This is a genomic window from Streptomyces sp. NPDC093064 (assembly GCF_044754605.1).
Lineage (GTDB): Bacteria > Actinomycetota > Actinomycetes > Streptomycetales > Streptomycetaceae > Streptomyces.
The window spans coordinates 66,306-83,728 of record NZ_JBIVPK010000030.1 but is presented as its reverse complement, the minus strand read 5'-3'; the positions used below and the strand labels follow the sequence as shown (position 1 = coordinate 83,728).

The 17,423-nt window shown below is 68.8% G+C and carries 15 protein-coding genes and 1 tRNA gene; 11 read left to right on the top strand and 5 right to left on the bottom strand.

Annotation, left to right across the window (positions count from 1 at the left end; genetic code table 11):
- Positions 1-698 precede the first annotated feature (698 nt).
- The 3 genes from ACIQFZ_RS29205 to ACIQFZ_RS29195 are packed head-to-tail and all read left to right on the top strand — an operon-like array spanning position 699 to position 3,240.
- The gene (locus ACIQFZ_RS29205; RefSeq protein WP_402692583.1) at positions 699-2,276 is read left to right on the top strand and encodes a sodium:solute symporter; all 1,578 of its coding nucleotides are present in this window, start codon (positions 699-701) and stop codon (positions 2,274-2,276) included.
- Positions 2,277-2,311: 35 nt separating this feature from the next.
- Entirely contained in the window at positions 2,312-2,932 is a 621-nt protein-coding gene (locus tag ACIQFZ_RS29200; RefSeq protein ID WP_402692582.1) for a SigE family RNA polymerase sigma factor, read from the top strand.
- Entirely contained in the window at positions 2,929-3,240 is a 312-nt protein-coding gene (locus tag ACIQFZ_RS29195; protein ID WP_402692581.1) for a hypothetical protein, read from the top strand. Before ACIQFZ_RS29200 ends, ACIQFZ_RS29195 begins: the two co-directional genes overlap by 4 nt.
- 593 nt (positions 3,241-3,833) lie before the next feature.
- On the opposite strand, the gene ACIQFZ_RS29190 is transcribed toward ACIQFZ_RS29195, so the two are convergent.
- Positions 3,834-4,043 (bottom strand): hypothetical protein, encoded by a 210-nt coding sequence (locus ACIQFZ_RS29190; protein WP_402692580.1) that lies wholly within the window; start codon positions 4,041-4,043, stop codon positions 3,834-3,836.
- A gap of 1,145 nt (positions 4,044-5,188) precedes the next feature.
- Between ACIQFZ_RS29190 and ACIQFZ_RS29185 the strand changes: the two genes are divergently transcribed.
- Complete coding sequence (locus ACIQFZ_RS29185; RefSeq protein ID WP_402692579.1) at positions 5,189-6,421, top strand: hypothetical protein; 1,233 nt, start codon at positions 5,189-5,191, stop codon at positions 6,419-6,421.
- Between the two features lie 122 nt (positions 6,422-6,543).
- Here the strand turns inward: ACIQFZ_RS29185 and ACIQFZ_RS29180 are convergent, their stop codons facing one another.
- Positions 6,544-8,853 carry a replication-relaxation family protein gene (locus tag ACIQFZ_RS29180; RefSeq protein ID WP_402692578.1) on the bottom strand — a complete coding sequence of 770 codons (2,310 nt, stop codon included), beginning with the start codon at positions 8,851-8,853 and terminating at the stop codon, positions 6,544-6,546.
- Between the two features lie 1,386 nt (positions 8,854-10,239).
- Between ACIQFZ_RS29180 and ACIQFZ_RS29175 the strand changes: the two genes are divergently transcribed.
- The 7 genes from ACIQFZ_RS29175 to ACIQFZ_RS29145 all read left to right on the top strand — a co-directional run bounded on the left by ACIQFZ_RS29175 (position 10,240) and on the right by ACIQFZ_RS29145 (position 16,095).
- The gene (locus tag ACIQFZ_RS29175) at positions 10,240-11,241 is read left to right on the top strand and encodes a bifunctional DNA primase/polymerase (RefSeq protein ID WP_402692598.1); all 1,002 of its coding nucleotides are present in this window, start codon (positions 10,240-10,242) and stop codon (positions 11,239-11,241) included.
- Positions 11,238-12,764 carry a phage/plasmid primase, P4 family gene (locus ACIQFZ_RS29170; RefSeq protein ID WP_402692577.1) on the top strand — a complete coding sequence of 509 codons (1,527 nt, stop codon included), beginning with the start codon at positions 11,238-11,240 and terminating at the stop codon, positions 12,762-12,764. Before ACIQFZ_RS29175 ends, ACIQFZ_RS29170 begins: the two co-directional genes overlap by 4 nt.
- Positions 12,761-13,162 (top strand): DUF6009 family protein, encoded by a 402-nt coding sequence (locus ACIQFZ_RS29165; protein ID WP_365434435.1) that lies wholly within the window; start codon positions 12,761-12,763, stop codon positions 13,160-13,162. The genes ACIQFZ_RS29170 and ACIQFZ_RS29165 overlap by 4 nt, the downstream gene beginning before the upstream one ends.
- A 76-nt stretch (positions 13,163-13,238) precedes the next feature.
- Positions 13,239-13,312: transfer RNA gene (locus ACIQFZ_RS29160), tRNA-Met, on the top strand.
- 252 nt (positions 13,313-13,564) lie between these two features.
- Complete coding sequence (locus ACIQFZ_RS29155; protein WP_402692576.1) at positions 13,565-14,215, top strand: SMI1/KNR4 family protein; 651 nt, start codon at positions 13,565-13,567, stop codon at positions 14,213-14,215.
- 838 nt (positions 14,216-15,053) lie between these two features.
- Positions 15,054-15,590, top strand: a complete 537-nt coding sequence (locus ACIQFZ_RS29150; protein ID WP_402692575.1) for a hypothetical protein — start codon at positions 15,054-15,056, stop codon at positions 15,588-15,590.
- Complete coding sequence (locus ACIQFZ_RS29145) at positions 15,574-16,095, top strand: hypothetical protein (protein ID WP_402692574.1); 522 nt, start codon at positions 15,574-15,576, stop codon at positions 16,093-16,095. The genes ACIQFZ_RS29150 and ACIQFZ_RS29145 overlap by 17 nt, the downstream gene beginning before the upstream one ends.
- 36 nt (positions 16,096-16,131) lie before the next feature.
- Here ACIQFZ_RS29145 and ACIQFZ_RS29140 read toward each other — a convergent pair whose 3' ends face one another.
- From ACIQFZ_RS29140 to ACIQFZ_RS29130, 3 genes are all read right to left on the bottom strand, one after another.
- Positions 16,132-16,515 carry a hypothetical protein gene (locus ACIQFZ_RS29140; RefSeq protein WP_402692573.1) on the bottom strand — a complete coding sequence of 128 codons (384 nt, stop codon included), beginning with the start codon at positions 16,513-16,515 and terminating at the stop codon, positions 16,132-16,134.
- A 67-nt stretch (positions 16,516-16,582) separates the two neighbouring features.
- Positions 16,583-16,951, bottom strand: coding sequence for a hypothetical protein (locus ACIQFZ_RS29135; protein WP_402692572.1), 369 nt, complete (start codon positions 16,949-16,951; stop codon positions 16,583-16,585).
- A 185-nt stretch (positions 16,952-17,136) separates the two neighbouring features.
- Positions 17,137-17,328 (bottom strand): hypothetical protein, encoded by a 192-nt coding sequence (locus tag ACIQFZ_RS29130; RefSeq protein WP_402692571.1) that lies wholly within the window; start codon positions 17,326-17,328, stop codon positions 17,137-17,139.
- Positions 17,329-17,423: the final 95 nt, after the last annotated feature.

The window sequence follows — 17,423 nt, the reverse complement described above, 5'->3', positions numbered from 1 at the left end:
CGGAGGGCGGGTGCGGCGGCCCGGTCCTGCTCGGCGCAGACGCAGCAGCACAAGTCGCAGCCCCGCACCCGGACGAGCCGGCAGCAGTGGAAGAAGAGCACGCCGACACATCTGGGTGTGCGCCGGCGGACCCACGAGACCCGCAGCAGGCCGACTGCGGGTGCGAGGAGCGGTTCGGCGGCCGTGACGCGCGTCAGCCGGGGTGACCGGGGCGTGCCATGGCGGCCGCTCCTCTTCGATGTGCCTTTCGGTCTGTCCGTTCAAGAGTTGCCGGTCTGCCGCGTCCGGTTGACAGCGGATTTCCGGAAGATGCCCCAGCGGTCCTCCGTCCTCGAAGCGGCCGACGCGCACCTCTCGGGCAGGGGCCCTGGGACGGTCCGTGCGCAACCGCGCGCACGCGTGGCGCCCGACTGGCGTCGCTGGAGGCGCTCCTCGGATGCGTGCTCCGCATCCGCTCGTACTCGCGGCGGGTCGGCACCGGCGCGACGACACCGAAGACAGCAACTCACCACGGGCTGACACAACTTGCGCCTTTCACCCCTTATGGCGTGCGCCACGGTGATGTGTCGACACATTTCCGCGTGATCCGCGGACTTTCCGCCGTGGTTCCTGTCATCCCGATCGCCCTTCTCCGCAACCCTTGGGTGTCGGACTCGCAAACTTCCACGAACGCGTCAGGACACCAGGGACGGTGACCGATGGCCGCAGACGCTCTCGCCGGGACCTACCTTGCCGTCGTCGCCGGGGCGTCTCTCCTTGCCATCTCGGCACGCCGCTTCCAACCCAGCGATCGGCTGCCCTCCCTGGAGGGCTGGGCACTCGCCGACCGCAGCCTGAAAGGCGGCTGGACATGGCTGGTGCTCGGCGGGACGATGTTCACCGCTTACACATTCACGGCCGTCCCGGGCCTGATGTACGGCAAAGGCGCACCGGCCTTCTTCGCCGTCCCCTACACGGTCATGGTCTGCCCGCTGGCCTTCGTCCTGCTGCCCCGCCTGTGGACCGAGGCCAGACGTCGCGGCCACATCACCGCCGCCGACTTTGTCCGCGGACGCTACGGATCGCCCCCACTGGCCCTCGTCGTCGCGCTCACCGGCATTCTCGCCACGATGCCCTACCTGGCGCTGCAGGTGCTCGGCATCCGTGCCGTACTCACCGCGGGTGGGCTTTTCCCGCACGCCACCGGGAGCGATCTGGCGATGGTGGCGCTCTACGCCGGGCTCGCGGTGGCGACGTATCGGCACGGGCTGCGGGCGCCCACCGTGATCTCCGCCCTGAAGGCGGTCGCCGTCTTCGTGTCCGTTGCCGCCGTCGCCTGGGCGGTTCTGGCCGTACTCGGTGAACCTGGACACATATTCGAGGGCGCCGAACGCCGGATGGCCGAGTCGGGGACCGGACCCGGCAACAGCGCGTCCCTGCTCCTCAGCACGCCGCAGCAGCCCGCTTACGCAACTCTCGCTCTGGGCTCGGCGCTGGCCTTGTTGATGTACCCCCACGTCCTGACCGCCGGCTTCGCCGCGGCCGGCCCCGGCACGCTGCGCCGCGTCTCCGTCGCGCTGTCGGCCTGGGTCGCGCTCCTCGCCGTATTCGGGCTGCTCGGCGTCGCCGCGGTGGCCGCCGGGGTGCGCACGCCCGACGGCGGGGCGGAGGCAGCGGTGCCGATGCTGGTGGCGCAGACGATGCCTGCGCCGCTGGCCGGGCTGGTCTTCGGCGCACTCACCATCGGCGCGCTGGTTCCGGCTGCCGTGATGTCCATCGCCGCCGCCACCACCTTCGTGCGTAACGTGTACGTCGAATATTTTCACCCCACCGCCACCCCGAAGCGGCAGGTCCGGATCGCCAAGGTGGTCTCGGTGACAGCGAAGATCGGCGCGGTCGCCTTCGTACTCGGGCTGCGGGGCCAGGACGCCATCAACCTGCAACTGCTCGGCGGCGTCTGGATCCTGCAGATCTTCCCCGCTGTCGTCCTCGGGCTCTTCGACCGACGCCTGCACCACCGGGGGCTTCTTGCGGGCTGGGCTGTCGGAATGGCCGCCGGAACGGTCATGGTCGTGGCACACGGCTTCTCCCCCACCGTCGTCCTCGGCTCGCCCGGGGGGCCGGTGGAGATCTACGCCGGGCTGGCCGCCCTCGTACTGAACCTCGCCGGCGCGGCGCTTGTATCCGTGGCGCTCAACCTCGTAAGCCACGTGCCCATCCGCACAACCAGGGGGTGGTGGCCCGGGGGCAGGCCGCAGGCCACGCTCATGCCCCGAGACGGGAGCAGCGAACCGTGAGACGCAGCCAACAGCAACATGACAGGAAGGCAGCGATGGCCGTCGGGACCCTGGGCGGTGAGGTGGCGGGGGGACCTCTCGCTGACGGCGAGCCGGGCGTCTCGCAGCCTGAGCAGCAGGTTCCCGAGAAGCCCGTCCACCGACCGGCCCTGAGTGCCGCCGATCAACCGGAGCGTGAGGCCGCTGTCGCCCGTCTATTCGAAGAGCACTACACGTCCATGCTGCGGCTGGCGACACTGCTGGGCGCTGACGACCCCGAAAACATCGTGGCCGAGGCCTTCTACGAGATTTTCCGGAGGTGGCGCAGACTGCGTGACTCCGGTTCCGCCGAGGCGTATTTGCGCTCGACGGTGTGCAATCTGACCCGGATGCGTGTCCGTCATCTCCAGGTCGTCCGCAAGCACGCTGATACTCCGTCCACGGAATGGGTCGCCTCCGCCGAGACCTCGGCCCTGCTCCATGACGATCAGCGGGTTCTGATCGCGGCACTGCAGGAGTTGCCCCCACGGCAGCGGGAGGCGCTGGTGCTGCGGCACTGGCTCGGATTGAAGGAGAAGGACATAGCAAGGGCGATGGGTATCTCAGCAGGATCGGTGAAGACGCACACGGCACGCGGGATCGCCGCGCTGACGCACGCAATGGAGAACCGGCGATGAGAACAGCTCACGACAACGGCCACCCCGACGAGAGCGCTCTCGAGGGGACCGAGAAGCAGCTGCGGGACTCGCTCGAGGCCCTGGCCGGCGAAATCCACGCAGCTCCCGACGCCTACCGCACCGCACGCGGTGAGTGGCTCCGCCGGGAACGTCGCCGTCGCCTCGTCCTGGCACTGCTGATCGCCGTCGTCTTCACCCTGGCCACACTGGTGGGGCTCTTGATACTCAACCAGTCACCGTCGCAGCCGAGCGTCATCTTTAACGACGCCGACGGAACGTCCGTAGGCCAGGTCTTCGGAGCCGCATGATGTACCGGACGACGTGACCGGCGAGGCGGGCGGCACAGTTCCGACCACCGTGCGCGCGTCAGTCCCCACGCGCGCGGGTCCGGTGCCGCGCTCAGCCTGGGCGGGACCCTCGCCATCATGCGCGAGCTGTCCTTCACGGGCGCCTCGGCCGCGCTCCTGCCGGAGACGAACATTGTGGCGGGCTCGATCACCGGCTCGCGCCGCCTGCGAGCCCGCGAGATCTGACCAGTAGTCGCTTCGATGTCATGCCGTCGACGCCTGATCTCTCATTTCAATTGACCACTCCTGAGCAGCCCGAGAGCCTTCCCCACACCGCAGCATCCCTGACGGGTGCTGTCACATCGGAACCTCCCAGGCAGCGCGACCACCGCTACCGCTGATTCGCCGCGCTGACCGCCTCCCCCGGGACCAAGGTCCACTACCGCCGACGACGCGACTGGCACGCCTCCGCCTTGCGCCACCTGTTCAACCGCATGGTCGGCCAGCTCTATCACTGCCTGCAGCACGGTCATCACTACGACGAAGCACTGGCCTTCCCGTCCCCGTCGGAAGGACTCGAGGCGACCGCCGCATAGCCAGGGAGGCCCCGACCGCTACTCCGGGATGACCAGGCCGAACTTGCGCAGCTGAGGCAAACATGCGGCCAGGCACGCATCGGCGGAGACAGCGTCCGTGCGCACCAGGAGGTCCTCCTGAAACGGGCCTCCGCTCGCAACGAACGTCCATGGCTTCGTGCCCTCGCGCATGCGCTCGGCATCGGCCTTGAACAGGACCGTGACTCCCTGCTCGGCCAACGACTCCATGACACGCACCACGTCCACTGAGACCCCCCTGCGCCCCTAATCGAACAGCCAGCAAAGCTACAAAGGCATCCCGGCCGTCCTCTTGACGGCTTGAGCCCGTGAGGCGTCTAACCCGCGGCTCCTCCATGGTGATCCCGGCCGTCACCCGGCGGCCGTCCCAACTCGCCAGGAGACCCTGTCCCATGTCCGACCTCGCCCGCACCAAGCTCGCTTTCGCCGCCCTTGGCACCGCTGGCTGAGCAGCGGTGCCACCGCGGTCCTGCCGGAGGCATGGGCGGCGTCGGCGAGTCGCAGATCGCCATCGAGTACGTCTCCCTGGCAGGCGAAGGCACTCGCGTCGGAGGCCGCCACCTCGATAGCGACGGAAGTGAACTTGTGAGGGCCCGGGACTAGAGCGGGTCGGCCCCTGTGCCCAGAGGGCGGCGGCCTGGCGACCGCGTCACCACCTGACCCTCATTCCCGGAGGCAGGAGATTCGGCGGCAGCCCGTTCCGCAGCCGTACGGCCTCGCTCGCGGCTGTCGCCAATGGGCGACAGCTCCGGCTCGGCGGCGGGTTGGGGACCGGTGCCCAAGGGGCGGCGGGGGGTGATCACGGCCCGAGTCTCGCAGTTCGCTGGACGGTCCAGCACGACGGATCCAGCCGCATCGCGGCACGTGGGTGCCTGGCCGTCTGTGGTTCACGGTAGGAGCAGGCCGGGCTCATGCCTGCCGTGAGCACGCGTCCACGTGACTACGCCGTCGCGACGATGCCGACTATCAATTGAACTTTACGGAACAGACTGGCCGTCCGCACCAAGTGCTTAGAAGTGGCCGATCTCCGTACGGAAAGTGCCGGAACGGCGCTGCGCCGCTCCACCCCACGGCACTTGGCTGGGGAGCCAGTCTGTTCCGTAAAGTTCAGACGGTGGCCTCCAGGCCGGGGGTAGACGGCGCGGCAGCCCTTACGCCGAAGCACCAGGCCGCCGCGCCATCCTCACCGCCCGGCTGGACGCTTGCCGGCTCTACCTGATCAGCGGCTGGTGAGTTGTCCGGTTCCAGACATGCCGGTTCCAGACGATCACCGCCCGTTCACCGATGGGCAGTCGGACTCACAGACTGGCGACGCCCTCGGTTCCCCCTACCGGGCACCTTCGTAAGGAGTCCCCGTGAAGAAGACCCTGTCCATGGCGGCGAGCCTGGCCATCGCCACGACCTGTGCCCTTGGCATGGCGCTTCCCGCGCACGCCGCCGACACGACCGGGACAACGACCGTCACCAGCCGGTCGCTGCAGTCGTCCATCGACACCCCCGGAATGGCCCCGCAGACCAAAGCCATCGTCGACACGATCCAGGCCAAGCTGCCCGCTGACTGGGAGTCCCGCCTCAGAGCAACCCGTGCGAAGTACGGCCTGAACGAGTCGCCGTGGAGCGAGATCCGCGACAGCGTGATCAACCCCAGCGACCACCAGTGCCAGCAGACCGAGCTCACGACGTACGCCAACTCTCTCCTCAAGGGCGTGCACCCCGGTGTCCTCGGCAACCTCCAGTTCTACGGTGGTTTCGACTGGGCAGCCTTCGACGCGCTGATCTCCGGCATGGAGTCGAAGTCGAACACCTTCGGCGTCAACGGCGAGTACACCCAGAAGCTCACCGCCGAGACGAAGAACCTCAAGCGCTTCTGGGACATCGACTCCGCGGGCATCCAGCTGGTCCCCATGCACGGAACGGACGTCCTCTCCAGCCCCGAGCGGCTCGCCCACGTTCTTTCCGTGATGTACGGCAACCCGATCGAGGAGGCACCACGGGAATGGGCGCTCGGCCTGGCCGAGACGTTCATCGAGCTGATCGACTCGCAACCAGTTCTCCAGGGCGGCGCAAACCCGATCTTCACCTTCAACGCCTTCGCCTACAGCGAGAAGGGCGATCCGCAGCCCCTCGGCATCTCCGACCGGATCGTCATGGGTGACGGCATCCTGCAGGGCATGACCGCAGTGGGCCTGGGCGATGTCGCGCCGAAGGCCATCGCGGCCCACGAGTTCGGCCACCATGTGCAGTTCCAGAAGAACCTCTTCGAGAGCGACCTGACCGGTCCGGAGGCCACCCGCCGTACCGAGCTCATGGCCGACGCGTTCGGGACGTACTACCTGACCCACGCCCGCGGCGAGGCGCTGAACGCCGCCCGGCTCCTCAACTCCGAGAAGTCGTTCTACCAGGTCGGCGACTGCAGCTTCACCAGCCGGGGCCACCACGGCACGCCGAACCAGCGGCTTGCCTCGTCCAGTTGGGCGGCGAGCGTGGCCAACGACGCGGCGAACCAGGGGCACATCCTGCCCTCGCTCAAGCTCGACGAGCTGTTCGAGGCCAAGCTCCCCGACCTGGTCAAGCCGGACGCCCGCTGACGACCGCGGTCCCACCGCAGGGCGATGATCGCCTGAGCGGCTGAAGACCCGCGCGGGGCGGGCCGGATCACGCACCGGCCCGCCCCGCACGCCCATCGCACGGGCCCGACCAGGGCCATGGTTCAGAGCCAGCCGCGGCGGCCGGCCTGGACACCGAGCTGGAACCGGGTCTTGGCGCCCAGCATCTCCTGGAGGCGGGCGATGCGCCGGGCGACGGTCCGCTCACTCACCCCGAACTCACGGGCGATCGACTCGTCGGTCAGCCCGGCACTGAGGTAGATCAGGAGCTGCCGGGCCTCGCTCGTCGGACTCGCCCCGCCCTCGACGGCCTCGCCGGCCAGCGGGAGCGGGACGGCCATCCGCCAGTACGACTTGAAGACGCCGATCAGCGCGTCCAGGAGGCCTGACGGTTGGACGATGATGCTGTGGTGGCCCGCGCGGTCCGGCGCGGTGACGGCCACCACGGCGAAGCGGTTGTCACAAAGCGCGAGATTCATCGCAAGGTCGGGGAACACCCTCGCCTGCTCCCCGCGGTCGACGCACTCGTGCGCCACCTCCAGCGCCTTGGGGTCCTGCAGGATGTCGGCGCTGTACACCACCCGGTAGGCGATCCCGCGGTCCATGGCCTTCAACGCGTCGGTGTCGATCTCCGGCTCACGATCGCCTCCGCCCACCGGCCCTATCCACAGCGCACGCACCTCCGCCACGGCCTCGTCATGGACCCGTCGCTGCATCGCGTCAAGGTTGTGGGATGTGTCGACGACCTCGACATAACTCGACCCCGAAGTGTGATCGAGCCAGAAGCGTGACAGGAGCGCCGCACTGTCGTGAGCGATCCGGGCTCCGCGCGCGCGTCGCTCGGCGACGGCCTCCAGCACCGCACGAGGCGGCTGGGCGGTCAGCCTGTCGTCCGTGCGTGACACCAGACCGATGTCACTGAGCTCGGTGACCGCGTAGGGGAGCCCTTCGACAGGCGCCCCGACCAGCGTCGGGCGGTCGCTGAGCTCGGTCAAGGTCTGCGGACCCTGTGCCACGAGCGCGAGGTAGGCAGCCTCCGCCGTCGCGGAGAGACCGAGAGCCTGCAGTGGGCGTATTTCGGCCTGGACCTCCTCCTGCTCCTGGCGCTCGTGCTCGGCCTGATCGGTCTGGCGGCCGGCCTCGATCGCCCGGTCCTCGCACTCCCCACACAGCGTCGGGTACCAGCGGGGCCCCGGCTTGGGGTAGGCCGCGGTCGTCTCCCACCGTTCGCCGGTGAACTTCGCTCCGCAGGTGCCGCAGACGGGACGGCAGGCCTCGCGCTCGGCCAGGGGCTTCAGTTCGGCCTGGTACGCCTCGTGACGGGCCCGCTCAGCTTCCTGGGTGCGGACGTCGACCTCTTGCTTGCGCCGGTTGCCGATCGCCTCCAGGAGAGGCTGCATGCGGTCGCGGCCGAAGCGCAAGAACACCGGCCCGGCAGGACCGTGCTCGCGCAGCATCCGCAGCTCGGTCACCACGATCGGGATCTTCCGGTCGTAGAGGTGGTAGTCGCCGCGCGTCGGTTGTCCTTCCCAGTGCCGACGGGTGAGTTCGGCCAGCTGCCGGACGGTGTTGTCCGGGCTGCGGGCGCCGACCCTGTTGAACACCAGCAGCACAGGCGGGTGTGGCACATCGCCGTACCGAGCTTCGGATGCGGGCCAGCGGGTGCGGCATATCGGCCGCTCGGTGCCGTCGGTGTCCTTGACCTTCCGCTGGAAGAACCGCATGTACTTGTCGATCTTCGCGGCGATCTCCTGTGCGGTCTCGTGGCAGTTGTCGACCTCGATGAACAGCAGCGGCACCCCTGCCTCGGGTGCAGTGAGCACAATGTCGGCCTGGGCGCTGCCTCGGCCCGGTGTGTTCCAGGCACCGGCGGTCGGCAGCGGGACGTCGGTGGCGTATGAGGCGATGGTGCCGAGCCCGTCCGGCGCGTCGACGGCAGCCTGGGCGGCCGCGCGGGCGTCGGCCGGCTCATCGGCGAGCAGGGCCAGGTCCGGCTTCGGGCGCAGCATCGCGATGACGGTCTCGTTCACGGCCATGGGGTGGGAGGCGCCGCTGCTGCCCACGCCGCGGGCGGTGCCGCCCATCTCCCCCACCGGCCGTACCAGTTCGTAGGAGGCAGCTTCCAAGCCCTCGGCGGTCAGGTTCCGCAGGACGTCACCGTCCTGCGTGCGGCCGCCGTTCTCAGCCAAGCCGTGCTTGCGCAGATCGGCGAGCGCCCCCAGATGCGAGGCGGTGCGGGCCGTCTTCCGCTCGGACGGCGTCTTCTTCTCAGTGTGCCGGTAGGTCAGGTGCGGCAGCGCGATCCGCTGGATCTGGTCGACCGTGGCCACCTTCAGCACTCCAAGCACACGCAGCACGTCGCCACGCAGCAGGTTCGACGACCCCGCCGGATTCTTCTTGCGCTTGCCCGCCATCAGTCCCTCCCCTTCCCCCTGCCGCTGCCGGCCCCCGGTGCCGGACGACCCGCCCGGGCAGGGCGGGACGCCCCACAGGGCCGCCGAACCCGATGATCTCCTCCTCCACGGACACCCAGCCCTTCAAAAGGAGGGGAGAAGGGGGCTATTCAGCCGACGGGCCGCGGAACAGCGGCGGACCTCCTTGGTGACCAGGGGTTTCCCTTCGCATCGTATGCCAGGCACCCAAGTGGGTTCCGAAGGAGGCCCCCAAGTGGCCACCGCAGTAGGTAGTGCCGGCGTGCCTGGTGCACCAGGGCCATGGTCCAGTGGAGACGCGCGCCGTGCTCGTCGTGGTGGATACGGGAGTTGAGGAACAACGGAGCGAAGGCCGGCGTCAGCAGAGTTGCCGCAGATAACGGGGCCGGTTCAAGCACTCTCGACCGGGCGTAGTCAGCTCAGTGTGAGCGGCGCCGCAGATTACGGGCCATTATCCGTGGCGGATCGTCACGGAGCGTACAGACGGCGGGCCCATGCTTGATGTTCTCTCGGCAGAAGACAGTGTCCCGGGGCGCGGTCAGAGCGCCTGGAGCATCCGGTGGCGGCAGCCTTGACGTGGCCTTGTGGATCGCTGTGTACCAGCTTGAGCCTGCCTCAGCCCCGTGTTCAGTCCGCACAGTGAACCGGAGGGGACTGACAACCGGCTGGCCTGCCGGACGGCCGCTGAGCCAGGAGTCAGTCCGGAATTTGGCTGGGCCTGCTGGACTGGAGAGCTACAGGAGTAGCGACTGAAGCGACTCACGATGGAAGAGCAGAATCCGGTGCTGTGAGCGGGGCTTGTCTGGTGCTCGGTCGCTTCCGTCGCTGTCTTAGCTTGGCTCAGCGACTGAAGGCCAGCGACTCAGCCACGTTTTGGTCGCTGCTGGAGAACGGGGGCAAAACTGCAGGTCAAAGCACCCTTGGCTGAGTCGCAGCGACTGAAGCTACTGGACTTCGGGTATATGAAGACATTCACGTGCGCGTGCCTGCGTCATATATAGGAAGCTTCAGTCGCTTCAGTCGCTGATTTCAGGTGCAGGACTCTGCTGGCCTGCGGCTCTACTTGAACCGCTAGACAGCGACTGAGGAGAGGTCGGTCGCTGCCCCTCCCGTTCGGTCGCTGGCAGCCGTGCCACCGGTCTCATCGTCAACACGGCGGCAAGGCCTTTTCGTATGTGCTCCATGACCTCATCAGCCACGTTCGCTAGTCTGTGTCCGTCGTTGAGTCGCTTCGGTCGCTGATGGGGGATGCAAATGCCTGCTGAGCTGCGGCTTCCTTGCAGCGACTCACGGCAGCCCGCCTCCGAGTTTTCAGTCGCTGAGTTGTCCCTGGCCACCGCCCGCTGGTGCGCGCGCCGCGGTTGGCCAGTGCACCCCCTGGCCCCAGGCCGCAAGACCCCGGCAGCGAACTGCAACGACTGCCGCACAAACCCCCACCCCGCCTCATCTTGCGCCTGCCTCCCAGCAGGCCGCTGGTGCCACGGCTTCCACGCCGCCACCCTCGACCAAGACCGCATCCACCAATGGTGGGGACGACACCCCGAGTTCGGCATCGCAGTCTCCTGCGGCCCGGCCGGCCTGGTCGTCATCGACATCGACGCCCACCCAGTCCAGCCACCCACGCGCGACCGAATCCTGCCGGGCATCCCGATCGCTGACCACGTCGACCTCACCGGCCTCGCCAACGGCTTCCACACCCTCGCCGTCCTGGCAGCCCTGCGCGGTCAGCCCAGCCCCGCCAACGACGCGACCACTCTCCGCGTCCGCACCCCTTCCGGCGGGCTACACGTTTGGTACCGGGCCGGAGACAGCCGCCGCTGGCAGTCCTCCGTCGGCTCCAGCCCTGGCCGCGCCCTGGCCTGGCAGGTCGACATCCGCGCCCACGGCAGCTACATCATCGCCCCCGGCACCACCACCCAGCACGGCACCTACACTCCCATCGGCGACGCCCGCGAGCCCGCCGCGCTCCCACTCTGGCTCACCCAGGAACTCGAGCGCACCAACCACCTGCCCGCCCCCAACGTCCCCGCGCCCAGGCCGGTTCCACCCCGAGCCCGCCAGGCCGTCCTCGCCGCAGGCGGCGGCCGCGACCGCATCCAGCACACCCTTGCCACGGTCCTGGCTCCCGTGGAGGCCTGCGGCCAGGTCGCTGAGGGCGCAGGATTCTCCGACACCCTCAACCGCGCCGCCTACACCCTCGGCGGGCTCATCGGCGCCGGCCGCCTGCTACAGGACGAGGCCGAACGAGCCCTGAAGGAAACTGCGGCCGCGGCCCGCCCCGGACAGGAGCACCGCATCGAGCAGATCATCCGCAGCGGCCTTGCCGCAGGCCTCAAGCGGCCCCTGTACGCAAGCGGGAGGCGCTCGTGACATCGTCCGGGCCCGAGACGCTCTTCGACTTCGACCCCGAAGCAGTCGCCGCCCAGATCCGCGCCCAGGGCGCTGCCGTCGTGCCGCGCCCGGCGCAGGCCGACACCGGGCATGCCGTGACCGGTGAGGCGACCGCGGACGGGCTGTTGCCGGACACCCTCTCGGACCGCGGCAACGCCAAACTGTTCGTCAAGCTGTATGCCAACGACTACCGGCACGTGCCCGGCCTCGGCTGGTACCGATGGGACACCACCCGCTGGCAGATCGACGAAGACGACACCGTTCTGTGGGCCGCCGGCGACCTGGCCGAGAACATCGCCACCCACGATGCCCGCGGCCTCTTCACCACCACCGCCCTGCAGCAGCACCGCCGCCGAGCCCTGTCCACCACCGGCATCAACGCCATGCTCACGCAAGCCAAGTCCGCCCCCGGCATGGTCTTGAACGCCGCCCGGCTGGACGCCGACCCCTACGCCCTGTGCACCCCCGACGGCATCGTCGACCTGCGCACCGGCCTGACCAAAACCCCCGACCCGAACAAGGACTTCCACTCCCGCTCCACCACCGTCGGCCCCCAGCCCACCCCCACCCCCCGCTGGGAAACATTCCTGACCGACACCTTCGGAGCCGACAGCGAAGGCCGGGAGATGATCTCCTACCTGCAGTTGCTGCTCGGCTACTCTCTCACCGGCGACGTCGGCGGCCAGGTCCTGCCCTTCCTCTTCGGCTCCGGCAAGAACGGCAAGTCCGTCCTGCTGGACGTGCTGATGAAACTCCTCGGAGACTACGCAGATGCCGCCCCGCCCGGATTCCTCATGGCCCGCCCCTATGAAGGCCACCCCACCGACCTCGCCGAACTCCACGGCCGCCGTGTCATTGTCTGCTCCGAGGTCAAGCCCGGCGACAAGTTCGATGAGGCCCGCGTCAAGCTCCTGACGGGCGGTGACCGTATCAAGGCCCGCCGCATGCGGCAGGACTTCTTCAGCTTCGAACCCACGCACAAGCTTTGGCTGCTGGGTAACCACCGTCCCGAGGTCGGCACCGGCGGCTTCGCGTTCTGGCGCCGCATGCGCCTGATCCCCTTCGAACGCGTCGTCCCCGACCACCGCAAGATCGATAACTTGGCGGACATCCTCGTCACCGAGGAAGGCCCCGGCATCCTCAGCTGGCTCATCGACGGAGCCCGCCGCTACCTCGCCGGCGACCGCGACCTCACCGGCCCCGAACGCGTCCGCATCGCCACCACCGCCTACGCAGAAACCGAGGACCACACCGGCCGCTTCTACGAAGAACGCTGCCACCTCGCCCCTGACCTGCGCGCCGAGCAGACAGCCCTCTACGCCGCCTACAAGACGTGGTGCCAGAATGAAGGCGCACCAGTCGTCTCCTCACGCGCTTTCGCCGCCCGCACCCGGGAACTGGTCGGGCTGGCCTCGCCCAAGGAGATGATCCTGTCCAACCAGCGTAAGCACTACCCGGGCATCGGACTGCTCACCGACGAGGAAAGGGACACCAGCGCATGAGTTCCCTGATCAGCGCGGACGAGATCAGCCACGAGACCGAGCTCGTGTGGCTGGAGGACATCGACCAGCTCGACTACGTCCGCCAGAGCCTGGACCGGCTGCCCACCCGCAAGGGACGGCCCGCCTACCACCGCGACGGACGCATGGTCGGCTACGCCCTCCTCGGTTCCGCCGCAAAGTCCTCCCGCGCCTCCGGAACCTTCCGCCGCCGCGTCTTCTGGCTCCTGCCCCACGACCGCGACAGCGTCCCCGACGGCCTGTACGCCAAAAGCGCTCCCGCCGAAGCCGTCGACCCCCGCACCCTCAAACCCTGCATCAAGGGCTATAAGACCGAGCGCTCCGAAGGCGGCCCCCCTTCGACCGCGATGCAGGAACTCGGCATAACGTTGCCCCTGTAAGCGCAGACCATCATCCGCGGCTGACCTCGATGCCCAACTCCATCCATGCGTATGTGTAGAGTGGCGGAACCGACGACGCGGGGTGGAGCAGCTCGGTAGCTCGCTGGGCTCATAACCCAGAGGTCGCAGGTTCAAATCCTGTCCCCGCTACGAGACGGAAAGGGCCCGGCCATCCGGGCCCTTTCCTGTTGTCGCCGTGCATGCGCTGAGCGTCCACACCGATGCGGTCGCAAGCAGTGGGACGCCCAGGTCGCGGCTTGGACACCCCCGCGAGCGATGAATATTTGCTGTCCCAACTCGCGAACAAGGTCATCGTGCCCCTCACGTGCGCCTTCCTTGCCTGGCGACGCGTGGGATCCGCTCGAAGGTGCACCGGTGCCTGCTGTGGCGGAGGCTGGAGCCATGGATGTGCCGACGGAGGCGGTGTGGACGGGCTGGATCACGTTCGGCCTGGTCAGCCTGCCTCCATACCCGACATTCGAACCCGTCCTGACTCCCGCCGAGATCGCCGATGTCGAAGCACAGTTCGGTGTCGCGCTCCCCGACGAGTACCGCACGTTTCTGGCGGAGGTCGGAGCCGGCGTCCCCGGACCGGCACTCGAGCTCACGTCGTTGCGCCGAATCGACGGGAAGTGGGGATGGGTCTGGGAGAACGACGAGGACCATCCCTGGCTGCTGGACCCCAGTAGGCCGTTTGTCGAGACGGAAGATTGGGCCGACCAGCAGATAGCGACCCTTCGCGCCGCCGGATACGAACCCACCACCCGTGACGAAGACGACGATTATCTGGACGACTACCGCAAGGTCTTCGCCGATGCCGGCGACGAGGTCTGGCACCTGGAACGCGGGCGGGGTGCGATCCACATCAGCGACAACGGATGCGGGATGACCGGCTGGCTCATCGTCGTCGGCACGCACCGCGGGGAACTCCGGGACCGGGACTGCGCGGTCAAGTCGCCCTTCGAGCCGTACCTCGATGCAAACGGAAACCGTCATACCTTCCGCACCTGGTACCTCGAGTGGCTTGAGCAACGCGAGGGGGCAGCTCGATGATCAAGGGCTGGTAACCCTGGCCCGCCTTACGCACAGCGGCCTACTCAACCTTTCCCTTCAAAGGAACTGCACCCAATTGAGATGACTTGTTAGGTCGGGCTGAGCGGGTGGTTCCCTCGTTGGGCGGCGGGCTCTGCCCAGCGCGCCGTTCGTCGGGTGTCCAGGATCGGGCTTGCCCGACCGCTTGCGGCGCCGTAGGCGTCCTGGACTCCCGACGGGCGGTGTGCTGCCCTCCGGGCACCGACAGTCCGGCCGGGCATGCGGCCGGGAAACGCCAGGGGCGAGTCCGGGTCCGCCGGTGCAGTACCACGAGCGTTAGCTCGTCGGCTGGCAGTTGTACGGTCATCAGCTCGTGCAGCACCGTCCCCTGCTGGGCGCAGGTCCCGGTGCGGTGGGCGTAGTCCAGACTCGCCAGGAGGAGCGCCCAGGCGTATGGCAGGCCGAAAGATGCCGCAACGGACGTCAGCCCGGCCCGGCTCACGTCCTCGCCGTCCAGCTCGATACGGCCGCAGGCACATGGAGCCAGGCGACGGGTCAACTCATAGACACATTCCTCGGGTTCGCCCTCCCGGGGTTCGGGTGTGTACTGGCGGTCACCACCAGGCTGGACCCCCCGGAGAACTGGCGACAGTTGAATACGCGAGCCCGCCAGTACCGAGGCCGGAGGAGTCCACTCTCCCGCAGGCGCGGCACGACACAGAGGGGGCGTGTGTGTTACAGGTCCGACTCTGCGGGCGGGAGCTCGGTCTCGCTGCGGTTGTGCAGCCAGTTCAGCAGCCGAAAGCCGCGCTCGCTCTGCTCAGCGTTTCCCCACAGTGCGGCCGAGAACGCTGCGACGGTGAGTGCCCCCAGGACCGACGGACCCGTGGCCGACCAGATGCGCGAGCACGTGGCTGCTGCCCTCGCTGGCCACCACTTCACCGACATGCGTGACCGCAAGATCACGTGTCACCGTGGGGAGTCCCCCCGGACCTGGGCGGCACGGGCCATCGCCTCCCGCCGTGACGGCAGCCTCGCCCGCGCAGACGCCGAGGGCGCCGCATGGCGCCGCGCCCACCCCTCGCCGTACGTCGTCGCGAACTCGGACCTGACCCCCGAGCACTACGCGATGCTCCAGTACGTCGAACAGCTCATCCGGGACACGCCCTATCCGGGCCGGCCCAGCGCCCCCGAGGACGAGCCGCTCATCGAGCAGCTGCTTGCGGCCGCAGGCAGGAACGCCGGCGAGTACGCCATGACCCGCATCCTGGTCAACGCGGACCGGGCGCCCGCCGACGGCAAGCCTCAGCTGCGGGCCGTCGTTCCGGGACCGGGCGCTCAACACCTTGAAGTTCGCCGTGGCGGGGCGCAACGCGGAGATGAGCGAACTCGATGACCCGCACATCCGGCTCGTCGACGAGGGCCTGAAGGTGCATGTCCCGTCGGTCAAGGGCCGACCGGCACGGGACGTGCCCGTCACCTACGGCGAGAACCCCGACACCTGCCCGGTCCGCTGCTGGCTGGCCTGGCAGGAGGCCAAACTCGCCGCCGGGGCCGCCCCGGACGGCCCCACGTTCCTTCCCGTCGACCAGTGGGGCCACTTGGGCGCCACCCGGCTCTCGCCGGACGGCGTCGGACGCGCCATGGCCCGCGCCGCCCAGTACGCGGGCCTGACCGGGCGCCGGATCACCGGCCACTCCGGCCGGCGCGGCCTCGTCACCACCGGCCGGAAGAAAGGCAGGCGGATCGAGAAGCTGCCAAGCAGGGCGGCTGGTCCGCCAACTCGCCAGTGTTCTGGGAGTACATCGACGAGGGCGAGATGTTCGAGGACGCCGCCACCGACGGAATCGGGCTGTGACCGGACCCGCGTGCCCGGTCCGGTCACAGCCCGACGCACGTGAGGAGCAGGAATGCCCGTGAGGCAGGCACAGGTGTAGTCAGCCCCAGTCGCCGTTGATCCACGCGAGCAGGCGGGCGCGCTTCTTGTAGGAGCAAGGAGCGTAGACGGCGCCGGACGTGACGTACGTTTCGGACCCGCCCTGCAGGTCGTACCCGTAGTCGCTGGGGCCGTATTCGCCGTCGCGGTAGCCGTCCATGTCGTCGGCCCAGTCGAGGAGACCGAAGTCGAGGTTGAGGTTCTCGAGGTACCGGGCGGGGTCGGCCGGTTCTACCGGTCTGGGACGACCGTCGGCCCCGGCGGTGAGCCGGTCTTCGAGGCAGCCGTCGGAGCGCACGGGCTGGCCCAGCCACCACCCGGCCAGGAACACGGCGTACAGAGTGGTGGCGGCGCCGAGGCGGCGCAGGGTTATCCAGGCAGGCATCCGGGGAGTGTCGCACGACACGAGGCCGCCGTCCGCGTCGGCGGACACACCAGGCCACACCACCTCTCTACCGCCAGTGACCCTCGAACCACGCTCGAAGGCGGGGGCGTTCGCTCGTGTCGTTGGTGCAGGCGACCGCGTAGGAGACGACCGCCTGGGCGTCGGCGCCCCCATGCGGGTTGTAGGCCGGGTCGGGCGTCGGGTCGAGCGGGAGGGGGGACATCGAGTCGTACGGTGACGGGTACGCCGTTGGCGTCTGAGTGGGTGTGGGGGATGGTGCGGTTTCGTACTCCTCGGCGATCCGGTCGAGGGCGGCCTGGTCGAGGTGGCATTCGGGGGTGACGGGCTGACCCAGGTACCAGCCCGCAACGAACACGCCGTAGATCGCGGCGGCGGCGCCGAGGCGGCGCGGGGTGACCCAGCGGGGAGTGTTCACCGGCGGCCCCGTTCCAGAACACGGGCGGCGTCCCGTAGCGCCTGGACCGCGGCTTCGGCGTCCTTTGCACGGCTGTCACGGATGAACTGGCAGGCGGTTGAGAGCGCCTCCTCCCGCATGGCGGCCTCATTCCCCATGGTTGGTCGCGGAATAACCGGTGCATACGCCGGGCAACGGGTCCCCGGTCATGGACTGGTTCCCGGTGCTGTGGCGGGGCCGACCGAGTGCTCGACGACGATGTTGTCCGGGTCCGCGCTGCCGCTCTGGTCGGCGGCGAGGGTGAACCCGGCGCCGAACGCGGCGCCGGTGAAGGCTGCCCCGATTCCGAGGGCGGCGCGCAGGCTAACCCGGCGTATGTCGGGCGGTGTTGTGCTCATGCCGAAGGACCCTACCCGCAGGTGTAGACCTATCTGCCGGTATGTGTGTCCCTCGACTGTGCAACATCCCGCGAGTTCGCCGTGCCCCTCGGTTC